General features: G+C 65.5%; 13 protein-coding genes, 1 tRNA gene and 3 pseudogenes. 10 read left to right on the top strand and 7 right to left on the bottom strand.

Annotated elements, in window-relative coordinates:
• Positions 1–60: 60 nt before the first annotated feature.
• Positions 61–137: transfer RNA gene (locus tag M6E97_RS06695), tRNA-Val, on the bottom strand.
• A 183-nt stretch (positions 138–320) separates the two neighbouring features.
• Here M6E97_RS06695 and M6E97_RS06700 point away from each other — a divergent pair.
• The gene (locus tag M6E97_RS06700; RefSeq protein WP_033939291.1) at positions 321–1,604 is read left to right on the top strand and encodes an NAD(P)/FAD-dependent oxidoreductase; all 1,284 of its coding nucleotides are present in this window, start codon (positions 321–323) and stop codon (positions 1,602–1,604) included.
• Between the two features lie 52 nt (positions 1,605–1,656).
• On the opposite strand, the gene M6E97_RS06705 is transcribed toward M6E97_RS06700, so the two are convergent.
• The 3 genes from M6E97_RS06705 to M6E97_RS06715 form a co-directional block, all read right to left on the bottom strand.
• Positions 1,657–2,613, bottom strand: a complete 957-nt coding sequence (locus M6E97_RS06705; protein ID WP_003090842.1) for a formate/nitrite transporter family protein — start codon at positions 2,611–2,613, stop codon at positions 1,657–1,659.
• An 81-nt stretch (positions 2,614–2,694) separates the two neighbouring features.
• On the bottom strand, positions 2,695–3,672 hold the full coding sequence (locus M6E97_RS06710) for a PA2778 family cysteine peptidase (protein WP_023099459.1): 978 nt from the start codon (positions 3,670–3,672) through the stop codon (positions 2,695–2,697).
• Positions 3,657–4,055 carry a PA2779 family protein gene (locus M6E97_RS06715; protein ID WP_003090843.1) on the bottom strand — a complete coding sequence of 133 codons (399 nt, stop codon included), beginning with the start codon at positions 4,053–4,055 and terminating at the stop codon, positions 3,657–3,659. Before M6E97_RS06715 ends, M6E97_RS06710 begins: the two co-directional genes overlap by 16 nt.
• Positions 4,056–4,460: 405 nt before the next feature.
• On the opposite strand from M6E97_RS06715, the gene M6E97_RS06720 reads away from it, so the two are divergent.
• On the top strand, positions 4,461–4,805 hold the full coding sequence (locus M6E97_RS06720) for a helix-turn-helix domain-containing protein (RefSeq protein ID WP_003115217.1): 345 nt from the start codon (positions 4,461–4,463) through the stop codon (positions 4,803–4,805).
• A gap of 14 nt (positions 4,806–4,819) precedes the next feature.
• On the opposite strand, the pseudogene M6E97_RS31185 reads toward M6E97_RS06720, so the two are convergent.
• Positions 4,820–5,467: pseudogene (locus tag M6E97_RS31185) on the bottom strand (flavodoxin family protein).
• 154 nt (positions 5,468–5,621) lie between these two features.
• Here M6E97_RS31185 and bamI point away from each other — a divergent pair.
• The 6 genes and pseudogenes from bamI (at position 5,622) to M6E97_RS06760 (ending at position 11,001) form a co-directional block, all read left to right on the top strand.
• Positions 5,622–6,281 (top strand): biofilm-associated metzincin protease inhibitor BamI, encoded by a 660-nt coding sequence (gene bamI, locus M6E97_RS06735; RefSeq protein ID WP_033939290.1) that lies wholly within the window; start codon positions 5,622–5,624, stop codon positions 6,279–6,281.
• 77 nt (positions 6,282–6,358) lie between these two features.
• The gene (gene mep72 / locus M6E97_RS06740; protein ID WP_033939289.1) at positions 6,359–8,158 is read left to right on the top strand and encodes a metalloendopeptidase Mep72; all 1,800 of its coding nucleotides are present in this window, start codon (positions 6,359–6,361) and stop codon (positions 8,156–8,158) included.
• Between the two features lie 170 nt (positions 8,159–8,328).
• Positions 8,329–8,886, top strand: a complete 558-nt coding sequence (locus M6E97_RS06745; RefSeq protein ID WP_009313922.1) for a DUF2975 domain-containing protein — start codon at positions 8,329–8,331, stop codon at positions 8,884–8,886.
• 8 nt (positions 8,887–8,894) lie between these two features.
• A complete protein-coding gene (locus M6E97_RS06750) occupies positions 8,895–9,113 on the top strand; it encodes a helix-turn-helix domain-containing protein (RefSeq protein ID WP_003090850.1) in 219 nt (72 codons plus the stop codon).
• A 114-nt stretch (positions 9,114–9,227) separates the two neighbouring features.
• Positions 9,228–9,696 (top strand): annotated as a pseudogene (locus tag M6E97_RS06755) (GAF domain-containing protein).
• 66 nt (positions 9,697–9,762) lie between these two features.
• Positions 9,763–11,001 carry a M20/M25/M40 family metallo-hydrolase gene (locus tag M6E97_RS06760; RefSeq protein ID WP_009313918.1) on the top strand — a complete coding sequence of 413 codons (1,239 nt, stop codon included), beginning with the start codon at positions 9,763–9,765 and terminating at the stop codon, positions 10,999–11,001.
• Positions 11,002–11,022: 21 nt separating this feature from the next.
• On the opposite strand, the gene mcpN is transcribed toward M6E97_RS06760, so the two are convergent.
• Entirely contained in the window at positions 11,023–12,618 is a 1,596-nt protein-coding gene (gene mcpN, locus M6E97_RS06765; protein ID WP_003108927.1) for a nitrate chemoreceptor McpN, read from the bottom strand.
• 243 nt (positions 12,619–12,861) lie between these two features.
• On the opposite strand from mcpN, the pseudogene M6E97_RS06770 reads away from it, so the two are divergent.
• Positions 12,862–13,940, top strand: a pseudogene (locus tag M6E97_RS06770) (hypothetical protein).
• A 434-nt stretch (positions 13,941–14,374) separates the two neighbouring features.
• Positions 14,375–14,860 (top strand): hypothetical protein, encoded by a 486-nt coding sequence (locus tag M6E97_RS06775; RefSeq protein ID WP_003138785.1) that lies wholly within the window; start codon positions 14,375–14,377, stop codon positions 14,858–14,860.
• A 77-nt stretch (positions 14,861–14,937) separates the two neighbouring features.
• On the opposite strand, the gene M6E97_RS06780 is transcribed toward M6E97_RS06775, so the two are convergent.
• Positions 14,938–16,869 (bottom strand): right-handed parallel beta-helix repeat-containing protein, encoded by a 1,932-nt coding sequence (locus tag M6E97_RS06780; protein WP_019486205.1) that lies wholly within the window; start codon positions 16,867–16,869, stop codon positions 14,938–14,940.
• Positions 16,870–16,930: the final 61 nt, after the last annotated feature.

Consider the following 16,930-nt stretch of genomic DNA (forward strand, 5'->3'; position numbering starts at 1 on the left):
CGAAAAAAGGCGACCCTTTCGGATCGCCTTTCTTGTCCCGCCAGCAGCGCGGGATTTGTTTGGTAGGCACGATTGGATTCGAACCAACGACCCCCACCATGTCAAGGTGGTGCTCTAACCAACTGAGCTACGTGCCTGCTGATGGCGCGCATTCTACAGACCCCAAAAACACCGTCAAGCTTTTTTTTCGCTAACTCTCTGAAAAAGTGGAATTTTTATTTTCATGGGGTCCGTTGAAAATTTTGCACGGAGGCTAGCCGGCCGATTTCGACTCGGGTAGCATCCGGGCATCCGTAAAAAATAAAAAACAGAGGTGCAAGATGCCGCACACCCCCTACCCCTCCTCCTATTACGCCGCGTCGGCCAATCCCGCGCCGCCCCGCCCGGAACTCCAGGGCGAGGTCGAAACCGACGTCTGCGTGATCGGTGCCGGCTATACCGGCCTCTCCACCGCCCTGTTCCTGCTGGAGAATGGTTTCAAGGTCACCGTACTGGAAGCCGCCAAGGTCGGCTTCGGCGCTTCCGGGCGCAACGGCGGCCAGATCGTCAACAGCTACAGCCGCGACATCGACGTGATCGAGCGCACCGTCGGCAAGCGCGAAGCGCAGTTGCTCGGCGAGATGGCCTTCGAAGGCGGGCGCATCATCCGCGAGCGTGTGGCCCGCTACGGTATCCAGTGCGACCTGAAGGACGGCGGGGTGTTCGCCGCCTTCACCGAGAAGCAGATGGATCACCTGCGCGCACAGAAACAGTTGTGGGAACGCTACGGCCACAACCAGTTGGAGATCATGGACGCCAAGCGCATCCGCGAGGTGGTGGCGACCGACAGCTATATAGGCGGCATGCTCGACATGAGCGGCGGCCACATCCATCCGCTGAACCTCGCCCTCGGCGAAGCGGCGGCAGTGGAGTCACTCGGCGGCAGAATCTACGAGCAGAGCCCGGCGACCCGCATCGAGCGCGGCGCCAACCCGGTGGTGCATACCCCGCAAGGCAAGGTGAAGGCGAAGTTCATCGTGGTCGCCGGTAACGCCTACCTCAACGGCCTGGTCCCGGAACTGGCGGCCAAGACGATGCCCTGCGGCACCCAGGTGATCACCACCGAGCCGCTGAACGAGGAACTGGCCCACAGCCTGCTGCCGCAGGACTACTGCGTGGAAGACTGCAATTACCTGCTCGACTACTATCGCCTCTCCGGCGACAAGCGCCTGATCTACGGTGGCGGCGTGATCTATGGCGCTCGCGATCCGGCGGACATCGAGGCGATCATCCGGCCGAAGATGCTCAAGACCTTCCCGCAACTGAAGGACGTGAAGATCGACTTCGCCTGGACCGGCAACTTCCTGCTGACCCTCTCGCGCCTGCCCCAGGTCGGCCGCATCGGCGACAACATCTACTATTCCCAGGGTTGCAGCGGCCACGGCGTGACCTACACCCACGTCGCCGGCAAGGTCCTGGCCGAAGCCCTGCGCGGCCAGGCCGAGCGCTTCGACGCGTTCGCCGGCCTGCCGCACTACCCCTTCCCCGGCGGCAAGCTGTTCCGCGTACCGTTCACCGCCATCGGCGCCTGGTACTACAGCCTGCGCGACAAGCTCGGGGTCTAGTCCGCGTCGACAGAACGGCACCCCGGGGTGCCGTTTTTTTTCTGTCCGCGCCTCAACCTTCGCTACGGATCTGCGCATGACTGATCAGGGCGAAGATCAGGCTACCGCCGACGATGTTGCCACCCAGGGTAGGCAGGGCGAACTTCAGCAGGAACTCGGACCAGTCGATTTCCCCGGCGAACGCCAGGTAGCCTACCTCCGCCGAACCCACCACGATGTGGGTGAAGCTGCCCAGCGCCATCAGGTAGGTGACCATCGCGATGATCCAGATCTTCGCGCCCTCCGCCGCCGGGATCAGCCAGACCATGGTGGCGATCATCCAGCCGGAAACGATGCCCTTGGCGAACATCTGCGCCAGGTCGTTGTGCATCACCTCGCGGCCGATCTCGAGGAACGCCGCGTCGGCCGCTTCATTGAAGATCGGCAGATGCAGCACCGCCCAGGCGAACAGCAGCGTACCGACGATATTGCCGAACAGCACCACGCTCCAGAGACGCAACAGTTGCCAGGCCTTTTCCAGGGTCGGCTCGGTCATCACCGGCAACACGGCGGTCAGGGTGTTTTCGGTGAACAGTTGCTGGCGGGCGAGGATCACTGCCAGGAAGCCCATGGGATAGCCGAAGCTGCTGACGATGATCGCCCATTCCTGCTCGGGCAGGGCCGCGCGGAACAGGCCCATGCCCATCAACGAGAGGCCGATGGTCAGTCCCGCCGCCACCGCCGACCACCAGAGCGCCGCCAGCGTGCGCTGCAGCTCGTGTTCGCCCTGGACGCGAATCACCTCGTGCAGGACAGCGGCGCGCGGTGGCTGCTTGTCGTCGATCTCCCGCCGCTCGTTGGCGGTCAGCGCCGTGGCCGAACGTCCGTCGGCCGGTTTCTCTTTCCGCTCCTCGCCGCGCGCACGCGGCTTGCGCGCGCCCTCCGCTGCACGCCCCTGGCGCTTGCCCGCCGCGCCGCCCTTGGCCGGTTGTCGGGGGCCGGGAGTCGAAGTTTGCTTGTCGTTGGCCATGCTCTGCACCTGAGTGGGGTCCTCCCAGGTATAGAGCCGTCTCGCTGGAACGGGGTTCCGACAACCTTCGGCTGGGCCGCCTCAGCGGGGCGGTGCGCCAACGGGACAGGCCGGCAGCTCGGCGCACCGAGCCGCGGGTGCGACGGCCTGCGGCAAGGCCGCAGCGAAGCGGGCTTCCCCAGGCTGCAATGCCCGCGCGCAGGCCTGCGCCTGGCGCGCCGGCGCCGCGCAACCGCGTTCCGCCAGCAACTGGGACAGGTTGAACCAACCCGCGGCGAAATCCGCGCGACGCTCGACGCTGGTGAGCATGGCCTGTTCGGCAGCGGCGGAATCGCCTGCGGCGTAGCGACTGTTGCCCAGGGCGAACCAGGCGAAGGCGTCCTCAGGCCAGCGTCGCACGGCTTCTTCGTAGGCGCGCCGGGCAACCTTGGGGTGGCCGGTTTCCTCGCTGTCGCTGGCGGCCTTGAGCCACGGAACCGTCGCTGCCGTGGCCGGCAGGCGGTCACCCGGCAGGGTCAGCACCGCCCAGCGTCCCGAACGCTTCCAGGTCGATTCGAAGCTGGTGAAGTCGGTGACCCAGCGCCGGGTGATGCCCGAGCGCAGCACCAGTTCGCGGCGCTCCCGATCGAAACCGACCACCACCGCGAAGTGCCAGCGCGGCCACCAGGAGAAAGCCTGGTTCTGTAACACCAGCACCGGGTTGCCCGCCGCGACCTCCTCGAGCACGCTCTCCAGTCCGCCTTGCAGCGGATAGACCAGCATGCCGTGGCGGCGCGCCGCGGCGACCATCTCCAATTGCAGGCTGCCCTCGCGACCGGGAATGAACACCTCGTCCTTCAATTGCCCCGGCGTCAACGCCAGGCCGCGCTGGCCGAGCATCGTGGCCAGCGCGGCGGGACCGCACTGGTAGGCTTCCTGGGGGAAGAACGGCACGTCGCGCAGCTCCACCCGTGCGGGCAGCGCCGCGCTTTCCGGCGGCAGCCTCGGCGGCTGCGCGCAGCCGCCGAGCAATGCGGCGAGCAGCAGCGCCCCTGCCAGCCGCCTCACCGATTGATGCATTTGATGAAGCTGAAGATGTCCGTGGCGCAAAGCATGTCGGTGATGATGAAGATCACCAGGAACAGCACGATGATGCCGATGATGCCGCCCGCCGGTGCCTGGTCCAGTTGCTGGTTGAACTGTGCCAGCTCGGCGTTGGTCAGGCTGTTGATGCGGCTCGCCACCTGGTCGCGGGGCACGCCCATGGCCTCCAGTTTCTTCTGTACGCCCTGGTCGTCGAGCATCTTCAGCAGTTGCTGGCGATCGAGGTTGTGCTGCTGTTGCTGCATGACCTCGGCGGTGCCGATCATCGCCGCCTGGGCGAGCGGAACCTCGGCGAAGGTGAGCAGGTGCAGCGCTGCCAGGACGGCAGCGACACGGCGAATGCTTGTTGTTGTTCTCATGGGAATGACCTCTGCGTGAAACCCGACTATCAGCCCTGGGAGGCGAAGCTTGGTTCCGCGTCGCCGACCTCCCCTGAGTATCGTCCCGATCGCCGTTTTCCGCCGCCTCGGCGCCGATGCCCGCCCCAGGCGGCACGACGACCCGCCGCGCCCAGGCGACGAAGCGGCATTCGTTTTTATGCAATTCGCATATACTCCGGCTCGCCGCGAGAAAACCGGAGCATGCGCGATCTCGGCGACATCGACGCATATCCCCGCCGCAGCCTCGTACACGGCGTCGAAACCGCGCGCCGCCCCGGACGACAGAGCCTCCGGCACGGCGAAAACTAAGGATTCCTGAGCTTCCATCTTGTCCAGATTTGCCCAACCTTGAGCGAGCGGGCCAACGGGACGGGAGTTGTATGGATGCTAGGTACCCGGCTAAAAGCCGCAAGAATCAGAGCGGGATACTCGCAGAAACAGTTGGGCATGCTGGTGGGAATGGACGAGTTTTCCGCCAGCGCACGGATGAACCAATACGAACGCGAACGGCACTCCCCCAACATGCGGACTTCCGAACAGCTGGCCATGGTCCTCCAGGTCCCCATGGCCTACCTCTATTGCCCCGAGGACGAGCTGGCCGAGCTCATCCTCAAGGTGTCCAGCCTGACACCCGAGTTCAAGAAAGAGCTGACGCGTTTCATCGAACAGTTGCTCGCGGCCCAGGGATCCACCAGCCGCCAGCCTGTACGCACAAGGAGTGAACTGTGAACAAAAGCTTGGATTCAGACTCGATAACCACCGCCATAATGGCCCTGCGTCGCCTGCGCGACACGCACCCGGAGCAGTACCGGGAGCTGCTGCCGTTGTGCGCCTCGGGGCTGGTGGAGACCCTGGTCGGACAGAGCGACGGGGACGACCGCAGGAAGGCCGAGACGCAGAGCGAGACCATCGCCCGCTGGACCTGGCTGCAGTTGCTCGGCTGGGCCCAGAACAACAGCCTCAGCCAGCAGCAGATCGAAAGCCTCTACAGCATCGTCGAAGGCATCCGCAGTTGCCGGCCGCTGATGCAGGAGCGCGCCCGTCTCCTGCAACTGGCGCGAGGCTGAGGCCCCAGCGCGGCTAGAGGCCGTACCGGGTTGCCTGGAAATGAGCGAACATGCCAGCGTCGGCCGGGATGTCGACACCCCATAGCCAGCGCGAGGCGTCAGCGAAGCCAGTTGGACGAACCAGGGCTTTGAGGTGGCATCGGCGAACTTCTTGAACTGCCAGGCCGGTCCGCCCATCTAGGTGGGGCTGCCGAAGACGATGGCATCGGCTTCGACGAGCCGAGCAACTTCGTCCAGTTCTTCAAGCGCGAGGTCGGTCAGGTGCGCCGAAGCCTTCCGCCGCGAACAGCGTGGCGGCCGAACGCCAGCCTTGCCGCAGCGCACAGAGCGCACGTGACCTGGCGCCCGCAGCGCTCCGGCCTGATTCGCAGTTTCGTCACGCCGGCGCGCGGCCTGGCGCAAATGTGAACGGTTGCCGCCACGCCGGGAGAGGCTTCTTCCTAGACTCCGCGCCACGTTCACTCAGAGGAGAAACAACGTGGCCAAGACATGGATCTACGCAGCCTCGGCCGCCGCCATCGGCGGTGCGCTGATCGGCGGCTGGCTGCTCGACCCGGCTCCGCCCGAGGCACCGCCGCAGGCCCGCCAGTCCCCCGCCGCCCAGGCAGTCGCCGCCCCGGCAGCGGCGCTCGCGGCGCCGACGGCGGACACTACCCACATGCTCGCCCCGGCCCCCGTCGCAGCGCCCGCGCCACGCGAGCGGGTGACGCTCTGGCAAGGCGAACTGCGCAGCCGCGAAGGCGCCCAGGGCATTCCCGAATACCTGGCGCAGATCGAACCCGCCCTGCTCGACACGCTGGCGCTCGGCCAGGTGCTGGAAATGAGCCTGCCGGGTCGCGAGCGGCCCTTGCAGGCACGCCTCGCCAGCACCCATAACAGCGCCGGCCTGCCGGTCTGGCGCGGCGGCCTGGTGGACGGCGACGAGGCGGAAAGCCTGACCGTGGTGCGCGGCAGCCTGGAAACCCACATCAATGTCGCCACCCTCGACGGCAGCTACTCGATCATCGTCGACAACCGCAGCGGCAAGACCCGGGTGATCGACGAGAACGACATCGCCGCGCGTAGCGACCCGCATGGCGATCATGTCGACGCGCCGCTCGCCGAGCTGCCACCGATGCCGCCGCCCGCCCAGGGCTGAGCCCACCTTCCCAGCATGTTTCCCCAGCGGTGCCCTCGGGGCGCCATGGCTTCCTATTGTCCGAACACAGGCAACCCATGAAGAAATCCCTGCTCTGCTCCACCCTCGCCCTGGCGGTAGCCTCTGCCGCCCAGGCCGCGCCGAAGACCGTCGACATCATGGTGCTCTACACCCCCGCGGCGACCCAGACCGGAAACGGACGCGACATCGATGCGCGGATCGCCAGCTACATCGAGTTCGCCAACACCGCCTACGAGAAGAGCGGCGTCGACCTGCGCCTGCGCCTGGTGCACAAGCAGCGCCTGGACTGGGCCGACTACCCGACGGTGACCGGCACCAACCTCGATCGCTTCATGCGCGACCCGCAGGTGCAGCGCCTGCGCGAGCAGTACGGCGCCGACCTGGTCAGCCTGGTCAACCGCTCGCAGAACAGCGGCAACGGCTACATCACCTGCGGCATCGGCTACATGGGCTCGGGCGATAAGAACAGCGGGCGCTTCCACGGCAACGCCAAGGACATTGCCTACAACCTCACCGGCGTCGACTGCGGGCTCAACACCTTCGCCCATGAAGCCGGCCACAACATGGGCCTGCGCCACTCCTACGAGCAGGACCTGGAGTCCAGCTACTACGATCCGCGCTACGCCCACAGCGGCACCTACGAATGGAGCCGCGGCTACGGCGTGCAGGGGCGCTTCGCCACCGTGATGGCCTACCCGCATGCCTTCGGCACCAACAAGCAGGCACCGTTCTTCGCCAACCCGCGCCTGGTCAACGCCGAATGCGCCAACCAGCCCTGCGGTCGCGAAGAACACGCCGACGCCGTACGCGCGCTGAACAGCATGGCCACGCAGATCGCCGACTTTCGCCCGACCAAGGTACCCGGCACGCTCAACCCGGGCTCCGGCGGCGACACGCCGACCCCGCCGGACCTGCCATGGTGCACGAAAGCCAAGCTCGGCGGCATGCTCGGCGATGGCGAGTTCGCCAGCATGGAAGGCTGGCGCGCATGGTCCGGCAACGCCCAGCTGAGCCTGGTGAACGTCGCCAAGGGCTGCCGCGACAATGCCTTGCTGGTCGACGTGCGTGGCTTCGATCTGCTGGTCCGCCCCATTGCCCCCCTGCGCGCCGGCAGCGGCTACCGGCTGAGCGGCAAGGTCATGCTCAAGGCCGCCAATACCCGTGAAACCGTGCGCATGGCGCTGCTCAGCGAACGCGCCGATGGCGCCCTGGCCTACAACCCGGCGCAGAGCGTCGAACTGTCGGTCAGCGGCAACGAGTTCAGTCGCCTGGAGAAGACCTTCGACTACCGTCCCGCCGCCGACCAGCGCAACCTCTACGTGGCGGTCTGGAGCGACAGCGGCGCCAGCCTGCTGGTCGACGAGATGAACCTGCAGGAAGCCCAGGCCGCGCCGCCGAGCGTACCGCCGGCGCCGAAACGCATCGCCTACGACTTCGAGAGCGGCATCGGCGGCTGGAGCGGCGTGCATGCCAGCGCCCGCGCCACGCGCGTCGCCAGCGCCGGGCGGCTGGCCCTGGAAGCCTACCAGCGGCGCTACGCCGGCACCGGCGCGAGCACCAGCCTGCTGGGCAACCTGGAAGCAGGCCGGACCTACGCGTTCAGCGCGGACGTACGGGTCGGCGACGGTCGCGGCTCGCAGGCCATGACCTATGCCTACCTCTACCTGGAAAGCCAGGGTCGGCCCGGCGAATACCTGCCCCTGGGCTACAAGGTGGTCGAGAATGGCCGCTGGGCCAGCCTGCGCGGCCAGGTGCAATTGCCGAAGGGGCCGATCAAGCGTGCTGAACTGATGATCCTCAGCGGTAACCAGCAGGAGTCGATGTTCATCGACAACGTCCAGTTGCTGCAGAAGTAGGACGCTTCCCCTCCGTGCCCCCGGCAGGCACGGGGGGATTTTGCGGAGCGCTCCAGGCTGGATGCAGCGATCATAAAATTATCGTTTTACGATAACTTATTATTAAATTATGATCACTCCAATTTCCCTCGTTTCCGAGGGGCCTGCCCACCTTCCCAGGAGTACCCCCGATGACAAGCGACCGCCTGGCCGGCTACAGCCGCCTGATGGCTACCCTGACCCTGCTGTTGATCGCCGGCATGCTGCTGCTCAACGCCGCGTGCTGGATCTTCCCCGACCTCGCCAGCGAGCACGGCCTCGGCTTCGCCCTCACTGCCACCGGCGTCGCCGGCGACCTCGGCGTTGCGGCGCGAGACATGCCGCTCTGGCAGGCCCTCGGCGGCATCCTCCTGTCGAGCCTGCCGCTGCTGGTCCTGGCCAGCGGACTGCAAGCGCTGCGGCGGCTGTTCCAGCACTACGGGCGCGGCGAGTATTTCTGCGAAGAAGCCGCGGCGCTGCTCGGCAAGGTCGGCCTGTGCCTGGCTTGCTGGGTGCTGGCGAACTTCCTGCTGGAGCCGCTGCTGACGGTCTGGATCACCTTCCTCCAACCCCAGGGGCAACGCATCGTCAGTCTCAGCTTCGGTTCGGCGGAACTGGTCAGCCTGTTCGCCGCCGCCTCGGTGATGGTGATCGCGCGCATCCAGCGCAAGGCCGCCCTGCTCGCCGAGGAAAACCGCCAGTTCGTCTGAGGTCCGCCATGCCCATCGAAATCAGGCTGGACGTCATGCTCGCCCTGCGCAAGGCCAGGTCCAAGGACCTGGCCCAGGCCATCGGCATCACCGAACAGAACTTGTCGCTGCTCAAGCAGGGCAAGGTAAAGGGCATTCGCCTCGCTACCCTGGAGGCCATCTGCGCCTACCTGGCGTGCCAGCCGGGAGACCTGCTGGAGTACCTGCCCGGCCCGACCGAGGGGTGACAGCCGGGCGCTTATGCGCTCGAGCGAGGGGGAGCGCAACAAAGGGTATTTAGGCCAAGCCCCCTTTCGCCGCTACAGTCGCGGTTCATCCACCAGACATGGGCGAGGTCGGGCATGGCGAAATCCTCCGAACGATTCGAATCCCTGCGCCGGGATATCGACGCACTGGCCCGCCGGCTCGACGTGCCGTCGGTGCTGATCATGCGTTCCCTGCCCCGGCACATGCGCGTCGAGGCCTCCGCCGGGCGACTGGAGGACACCTACCCGATCGGCGCCGAAGGCCGCAAGAGCGTCCATGAAGACGGCGCCAAACCCCCTCTACTGCGAACGCGTGGTCGACCGCGACGCCCCGTTGCACGTGCGCGACTCGCGCCAGGAGACGGAATGGGCCGGCAACGAGGATGAAGTCGAGTTCGGCCTGAGCAACTACCTTGGCTATCCGGTTCATACGCCCGACGGCACCCCGTACGGCACCGTCTGCGTACTCGACAGCCGACCGCGCGACTATTCGGCCGAGGAACGGGCCCTGCTGGAAGAATTGCGGCGCAAGGTCGAGGCGCTGCTGGCGGAAACCGTCTCATGACCTAAGGTCAATCGGATACCGCGGCGCACAACCGCGCCGCCTCCGCCCACCAGACGAGGACCTTCCGTGCACGCCCGCCGCCTGCCCCACCTCTTGCCGCTCGCCCTCGCCTTCCTGCTTTCGCCCGCCGCCTTCGCTGCCGACACGCCAGCCACCGAGCTGCTGCGCCAGGCCGAAGCCGAACGCCCGGCCTACCTCGACACGCTCCGGCAACTGGTCGCGGTGGACAGCGGTACCGGCCAGGCCGAAGGCCTCGGCCAGTTGTCCGCGCTGCTCGCCGAACGCCTGCAGGCGCTCGGCGCGCAAGTCCGCAGCGCACCGGCGACGCCCTCGGCCGGCGACAACCTGGTGGCCACCCTCGATGGCACCGGCAGCAAGCGCTTCCTGCTGATGATTCACTACGACACCGTGTTCGCCGCCGGCAGCGCGGCGAAGCGTCCGTTCCGCGAGGACGCGGAGCGCGCCTACGGACCCGGCGTGGCCGACGCCAAGGGCGGCGTGGCGATGGTGCTGCATGCCCTGGCGCTGCTCAGGCAGCAAGGCTTCAGGGACTACGGACGGATCACCGTGCTGTTCAATCCCGACGAAGAAACCGGCTCCGCCGGCTCGAAGCAACTGATCGCCGAGCTGGCCCGGCAGCAGGACTACGTCTTCTCCTACGAGCCGCCGGACCGGGACGCAGTGACGGTAGCCACCAATGGCATCGACGGCCTGCTGCTCGAGGTGAAGGGTCGCTCGTCCCATGCCGGCTCGGCACCCGAGCAAGGCCGCAACGCCATTCTCGAACTGTCGCACCAGTTGCTGCGTCTCAAGGACCTCGGCGATCCGGCGAAAGGCACCACGCTGAACTGGACCCTCGCCAGGGGCGGCGAGAAGCGCAACATCATTCCCGCCGAGGCTTCGGCGGAAGCCGACATGCGCTACTCGGACCCGGCCGAGAGCGAGCGGGTACTGGCCGACGCCCGGAAGCTGACCGGCGAACGCCTGATCGCCGATACCGAAGTCAGTCTGCGTCTCGACAAGGGTCGTCCGCCCCTGGTGAAGAACCCCGCCTCGCAGCGCCTGGCGGAAACCGCGCAGACGCTCTACGGTCGAATCGGCAAGCGCATCGAGCCGATCACCATGCGCTTCGGCACGGACGCCGGCTACGCCTACGTGCCCGGCAGCGACAAGCCGGCGGTGCTGGAAACCCTCGGCGTAGTCGGCGCCGGCCTGCACAGCGAGGCGGAATACCTCGAACTGTCGAGCATCGCCCCGCGCCTGTACCTGACGGTGGCGCTGATCCGCGAGCTGTCCGCCGACTAGCGCCGACGCCCGCAGCCAGCCTCAGGTGCGGAAGCGACCGAGCACCACGCGCAAGCCAGCCATGTGCTCCTTGACCCTCTGGTTGGCCGAAAGCACTGCGGCGGTCCCTTCGTGGGCCTGCTCGGAGAGTCCGGAGACGTTGGTGATGTTGCGGTCGATGTCCTGGGCCACCTGGCTCTGTTCCTCGGCGGCGGTCGCGATCTGCTGGTTGAGGCCGTCCAGCTCTTCCACCGTGGCGACGATGCGCCCCAGCGCCTGGGCCGCGCTGTCGGCCTCGGCGAGGTTGCTCTGGGCATGGCTGGCGCTACCGCGCATGGCGGCTACCGCATCGTTGGCGCCGTCCTGCAACTGCTCGATCAGCCCCTGGATCTCCTGGGTCGACTGCTGGGTACGGTTGGCCAGCGAACGCACCTCATCCGCCACCACGGCGAAGCCGCGCCCGGCCTCCCCGGCCCGCGCCGCCTCGATGGCGGCATTGAGCGCCAGCAGGTTGGTCTGCTCGGCGATGCTGCTGATCACCGTAAGCACCTGGCCGACGCTGCCGGCGTGCTGGTGCAGGGTGTTCAGCGCCAGGGCGGTCTGTTCCAGTTCCTCCGCCAAGGCACCGGTCTGGCTGCTGGCGTGCTCCACCAGACGGCGTCCCTCGTGGGCCAGGGCCGCGGCGTCGCGGGTGGAATGCGCCGCATGGTTGGCGTGGCGGGCGACCTCGGCCACGGTGGCGCTCATCTCGTTCATCGCGGTGGCCACCTGGTCCAGGTCCTGGTGCTGGCGCGCCACCTGGTCACCGGCACCGAGCGCCTGCTCCAGGGCCTCGGCCACGTCCTTGTCGGTCTCTGCCGCGCTGCGCTTGACGTTCGCCAGCAGACCGCTGACGTCCTGGCGCATCCGCTCGTAGCCGGCGACGATGCGGCCGATCTCGTTGTCCGCATGGCCCGCCGCCAGGGCATGGGTGAAGTTAGCCGCACCGACCTCGGTCAGCGCCACCTCCAACCCACGCAACTGCCGCATCAGCGGCGCCAGGCCGAACTGCCGGCCGAGCACCACCAGCACCAGGATCGCCAACAGGCAACCGAAGGCGATCCACATCTGGGTGTGCTGGACACTGTCGGCGCGCGCGCTCATCAGCGAGACCAGTTTGTTCAGCTCGCCCAACAGCTCGGCGGAATACTGCGAGAAGCCGCGCAGGTCGACCTGGCTGGCAGGCTGTGCCACCTGGTCGAGCATGGCCCGATAGCGGCCCCAGATCTGCGCCACCTTCTGCCGCTGGGCGGCGATCTCCGGCGCGCCCATCCGGCTCACGTTGCGCTCGGCATTGCCCGCATCCAGGTCGGCGGCCGAGCGCTCGTACTGGGCGATGGTCGCGGCCAGGGCCTTTGGGTCGCCGGCGCCGAGCCGCAATTGCAGCGCCTCGCGGGCCATCTTCTGGCTGAGCATGCGCTGCGCACCGGCCACGTTGATGGTTTCCGGCGAGATCGACATGCTCAGGTACAACGCCACCGAGGCGCAGGCGGCCAGGCCGAACATCAGTGCATAGGACAGTAGGAACTGGGCGTTCAGGGTCTTCAACCCGAGCCCCCGCAGAATCCGATCGAACACCCTGGCGACGCTTTCGTTCATTGGCTTTTCCCCACTGGACTGCAGAAACCGATAACCACCCCATCGGCCCGTCGCGCCTGGGCTTGAATCGTCACTTCGCCGATTCCGTCCCCGAGCGCCTCCCTCTCCAGAGCGTGGCCCCCGGCGGGCAAGGCCTGAAGACAGTTTGCCGCTGCGGCATCGGGACGCGCCCTGTAAACTCTGGCAGGTACCCGGCACGCCGCGCCGGAGACGTCATGGAACCCAGCCCGCAAGGACGCCCGCGTGATCCCCGTCGCCCCTCTTCCCCTGATCGTCCCGCTCATCTACCTGTCGTCGTTCGTCGCCGGCATCTGGCTGCTGGTCTGGCTATCGCTCCTGGCCTTCAGCCCGCGCGCGCGCCAGCGCTTGCGCCGCCGCTGGCCGAGCCGCGGCCTGCTGATGCTGCTCCTGCTGATCCCGTTGGGACTGCGCGCCTGGCTGGAGATCGGTCTCTGGCAGTACGAGCGCGAACGCGCGCGCGAGGAAGCCGCGCACAGCGCCGTGCTCGAGCGCCCCTCGCGCCTCGGAGGCATCGAGATGCCTGCCGGCACCCGGCTGAAGCTGGAACTCAAGCACCAGCCAGAAAGCTTCCGCGAAGCCGAATTCCCCACCCCGGTGACGATCCGCGGCGTCGCCACCCGCCACCTGCAACGCTGGCTGCAGAGCGAGCAGGACGACCCGCAGGACCCATGGAAAACCACCGGCGTCCATCCCACTTCGCTGCGCCTGCGTGGCGAGGGCGTCGCCGAGATCGAAGGTTGGCGTTGCGACGCCAGCCAGGAAATCGCCTTCGCCAGCGAGCGCGACGGGCGTCCCGCCGCCTTCGAAGGCTGTAGCCTGGCGACCGGCAACCGCGCCGACGAGATCGACTTCCCCGCCGGTGCGCGATTGTTCGCCAGCGACGGCATGGTCTACACCGACGGCTACCGCGACGCCGAGCGCTGGCGGGTAATGCCGGAAACCGGGCAACGGGTGTCGGTGCGCGGCATCGCGCTGAGCGGCGGCGCCCTGGCCTTCGACCGCGACCGCGCCTGTACGGCCTCGGCGGCACGGTCCTCGCCGAGGCCTTGCAACTGGGCGCCTGGCACTACCCGGCGGGCACCGAGGTCAGCCTTTCGCCCCGCGCCGCCTGGCGCGCGCAACATCCGCACGCCTGGCTGTTCAGTCCTACCCGCGAAGCCGCTTCGCATGCCTCCGGCGAGCGCCTGGAACACGGCACCTCGCTGTTGCAGACGCTGGACGGCCAGGAACTCGAGCGCCTCGACAACCGCGCGGCAGGAGTCATCGACTTCATCGAACTGGAGATCGGCGACGACCGCTGAACCCGCGCCTCGCGGTTATCTGAGGCTCAGCCGGCAGCGCGGCGGGAAGGGCAATCAGGAAATGGACGAGGCGCATGGACCCTCCGTGGCCATCACTGCGGTATGGCTAGGCATTTTCCCGATCCCGCGGGAAAAGCGATGCCGCTTCGCTTGCCGCACAGCGAAACAGGGCTAGTCTTATCAAGGTGACTTTCTCCTATGGTGGTCACCAAAGCCCCGGGGGCCGCTCATCCCCCCGGGGCTTTCCCTCTCACCTGCTGCCTCTCCCCTCCTTGATACAGCAGCCCATCGCAGTTCAACGAGGAAACCCGATGAAACTCAGCATTGTCGCCCTGGGCCTCTTGTCCATGGCAGGGGTGCTCATCTGCACCTATCTGATCCTGAAATCGCTCAGTGCCATCTGATATCGCTCATCTACGAAGCTGTGGATGCCCATGGGCAGATCGAGCAGTCCGCGCGTAGGATGGGCAGGCACGCTTCCTGCCCATTTTCCGCCAGGAAAAGAAAGGAATTCCTTTCCGAGATTTCCACAGAGGTCATGGATGAAAAAAAGCCCCCTGCTGATACTGAGCGTACTCCTCGCCGCCTGCGGCCCCGACAAGCTGATTTCCGACCTGCCGTCGCCGAACGGGCAATACCACGTCGAGGTTCGGAAATGCCCGGAGAAAGGTTCGATCACCTGGGGCGAAGAAATACAGGTCTCCCTCCTCGAAACCGGGAAATCGGAAAAGTGCCATTCAGTCGTGCAGTCGCTGGCGCAATTCGACCTGCGCGCATCCGCGGACGAATTGCAATTGGAGTGGCTGTCCGATACGGAACTCAGGGCCTGGCACCCTAGCTTCGAGCCCGGAAACCAAGCGGACGGCTCGCGCCTGAAGCACGATGCGCCGGTGAAGATGGTCTTTGCGCCGAAGCGCTGAGCCGCTCGAAAAGCTGTCCTGGCATACCGACCATACGCCATGACAGTCGGAGGCAAGCCAAATAAAAGGTTTACGCGTCATTTCAGGACCCAGGTGCTTCCATTGCTCCATAGCTCGGCATACTGCCCATTGATCAAGGTCAGGCTGCTTCCTGTGTTGGTGTAGCTACCGTAGGTACTGCCCGTGATTCCTCCAGCCAGTGCCGTGACGTTGATGCTGCCGCTCGAACCATTCCTGATCCTGAAGACACAGCCCGAGGCAAGAGCGGCCTCCGGCAGTACGAATCCTCCGCTCCCCGTCAACTCGACCATTTGTCCGACATAATCCGTTCCTGCGATTGCTGAGGACGAGGACAAGGACACCATCGGCAGCTCGCTCCACCCTACGCCTCCTTGTACTTTCGTACGTAACGGCAAAACAGCAGGATAGCCATGTCGGTTGACGTAGACATTCCTCACCTTGGCGATTGTAGGAGCCGCCACTATTCCCATGGTCCACACGGGTCGAATGAGCTGTTGGTTATCGTCGAAGACGGTCAGCCCATCCACTTCGAAATTGCCCTTTGGTTCAATCACTTCCATGGAGTCAGAAGAGTCCTGCCAGACTCCGCATCGATTTATGTTTCCCGTGGCCACGCCGAAGTTCACATTTCTTATCGTGACATCCCTGATGAGTACCGGCGCGTTTCTGGCACTCCAGTTGCGGAAACGCATAGCGCTGCCAAAAGGCTCGTCGACAACGATGCCAACCAGTTGGATCAGACCCGACATAGTGTTTTTCGGAGAGACGCCCCCTCCATATATGAAACCCACTCCGCCATTCTTCGCCCCGTATTGAGTAGCCGAACCGTCTCGTCGGGACTGGAATCCGGAGACCCTGACGGAGACAGGGGAGTCCGTATTCGGGATGGTGAACTGGAGTCCGTTCCCAGCATTGCCCTCGCTCGAACAACCGATCAGGTTGATATCTTCGATGAAGTAACCGCTTCCTTCATTGGGCTCTATGTCGAAGGCCGCCCAGGGTCCATTGGCTGATGCACCAAGTCCATTGGTATTCGTGTTAGTCGCTCGGCAATTCAGCAGCGTCGCGCGCCTGGCATTGATGACCGAAAAGCCATTGCGTCCATTGAAGTTGCAAAGGACTCGGTCGATGCGTACATCTTCGCTTGGTCGCCCCGCATCGCCGGTAACGGCCAATCCATCACCGGAGAACGCGTTGATTGTCAGGTCCTGGACCAGGACTTTTTTCGAGCCATAGATGAAAAGTCCATATCGACCTTCGCCGCTGCGTGCCTCGTTCTTCTGTCCATTGATCTGCATTCCATTGCCGAAGATGAACACATTGCTCTGTCCGGCCATGCTGATGAACGGCTGGACATCCATCGTCACCGTACCGGGCTCCTGGAGAATGACAGTCCGGCTGGTTCCGGCGATGATCTGGTCCGAACCGATAACTAATGGACCGGAGCGAACGGTCGCCGGGGGAAACATGGCCGTGTAACCGATGTGGGCCGCAGAGCCTTCGTTCGAACGGGTTTGTTGCAGAAGCTTTTGCGCTGGCGCGGTGGCGAGTTCCCCTGGCAGCCAGCCGAACCATTCGAGGCGAATGCCATGGCCTTCGATTTTGCGGACAAAGCAGCCAAAGGCGGACGGCTCAGTTTCCCCCGAGCCATCCAGATAGCCAGCCAACCCCGTCTGGGCAGTGTACGCAGGAACAGTGGGGCTGATGATAGTCCCGCCGTTGTGGCGATTCCGCGCAACCGCCCCATCCCAGTAGAACCTGCCACCACCAGTGGTAATACCGGGTCTGTGGCCTTGAACGATGTACTCATGGGTGTAGCTTTGCGGAACATCTGGAAGATCGGCCAGGCTGGCTAAAACCATTGCCGATCTGCCTATAAGTGATGCGCCCTTTACGAGGTCGGTTTCGTCAATCAACGCATTCCATCGCTCATCGCTAGGGTCTCCTACTGTGGCCCCCACCATGGAACCGGTCGTGTCGTAGCTCATGCTTCCTCCTGAAAAATCCGTTTCGCACTTCACCAGGAAAAGGGCAGCCGCAATCGCCATG

Source organism: Pseudomonas sp. B111 (assembly GCF_026428275.1).
Taxonomy (GTDB): domain Bacteria; phylum Pseudomonadota; class Gammaproteobacteria; order Pseudomonadales; family Pseudomonadaceae; genus Pseudomonas; species Pseudomonas aeruginosa.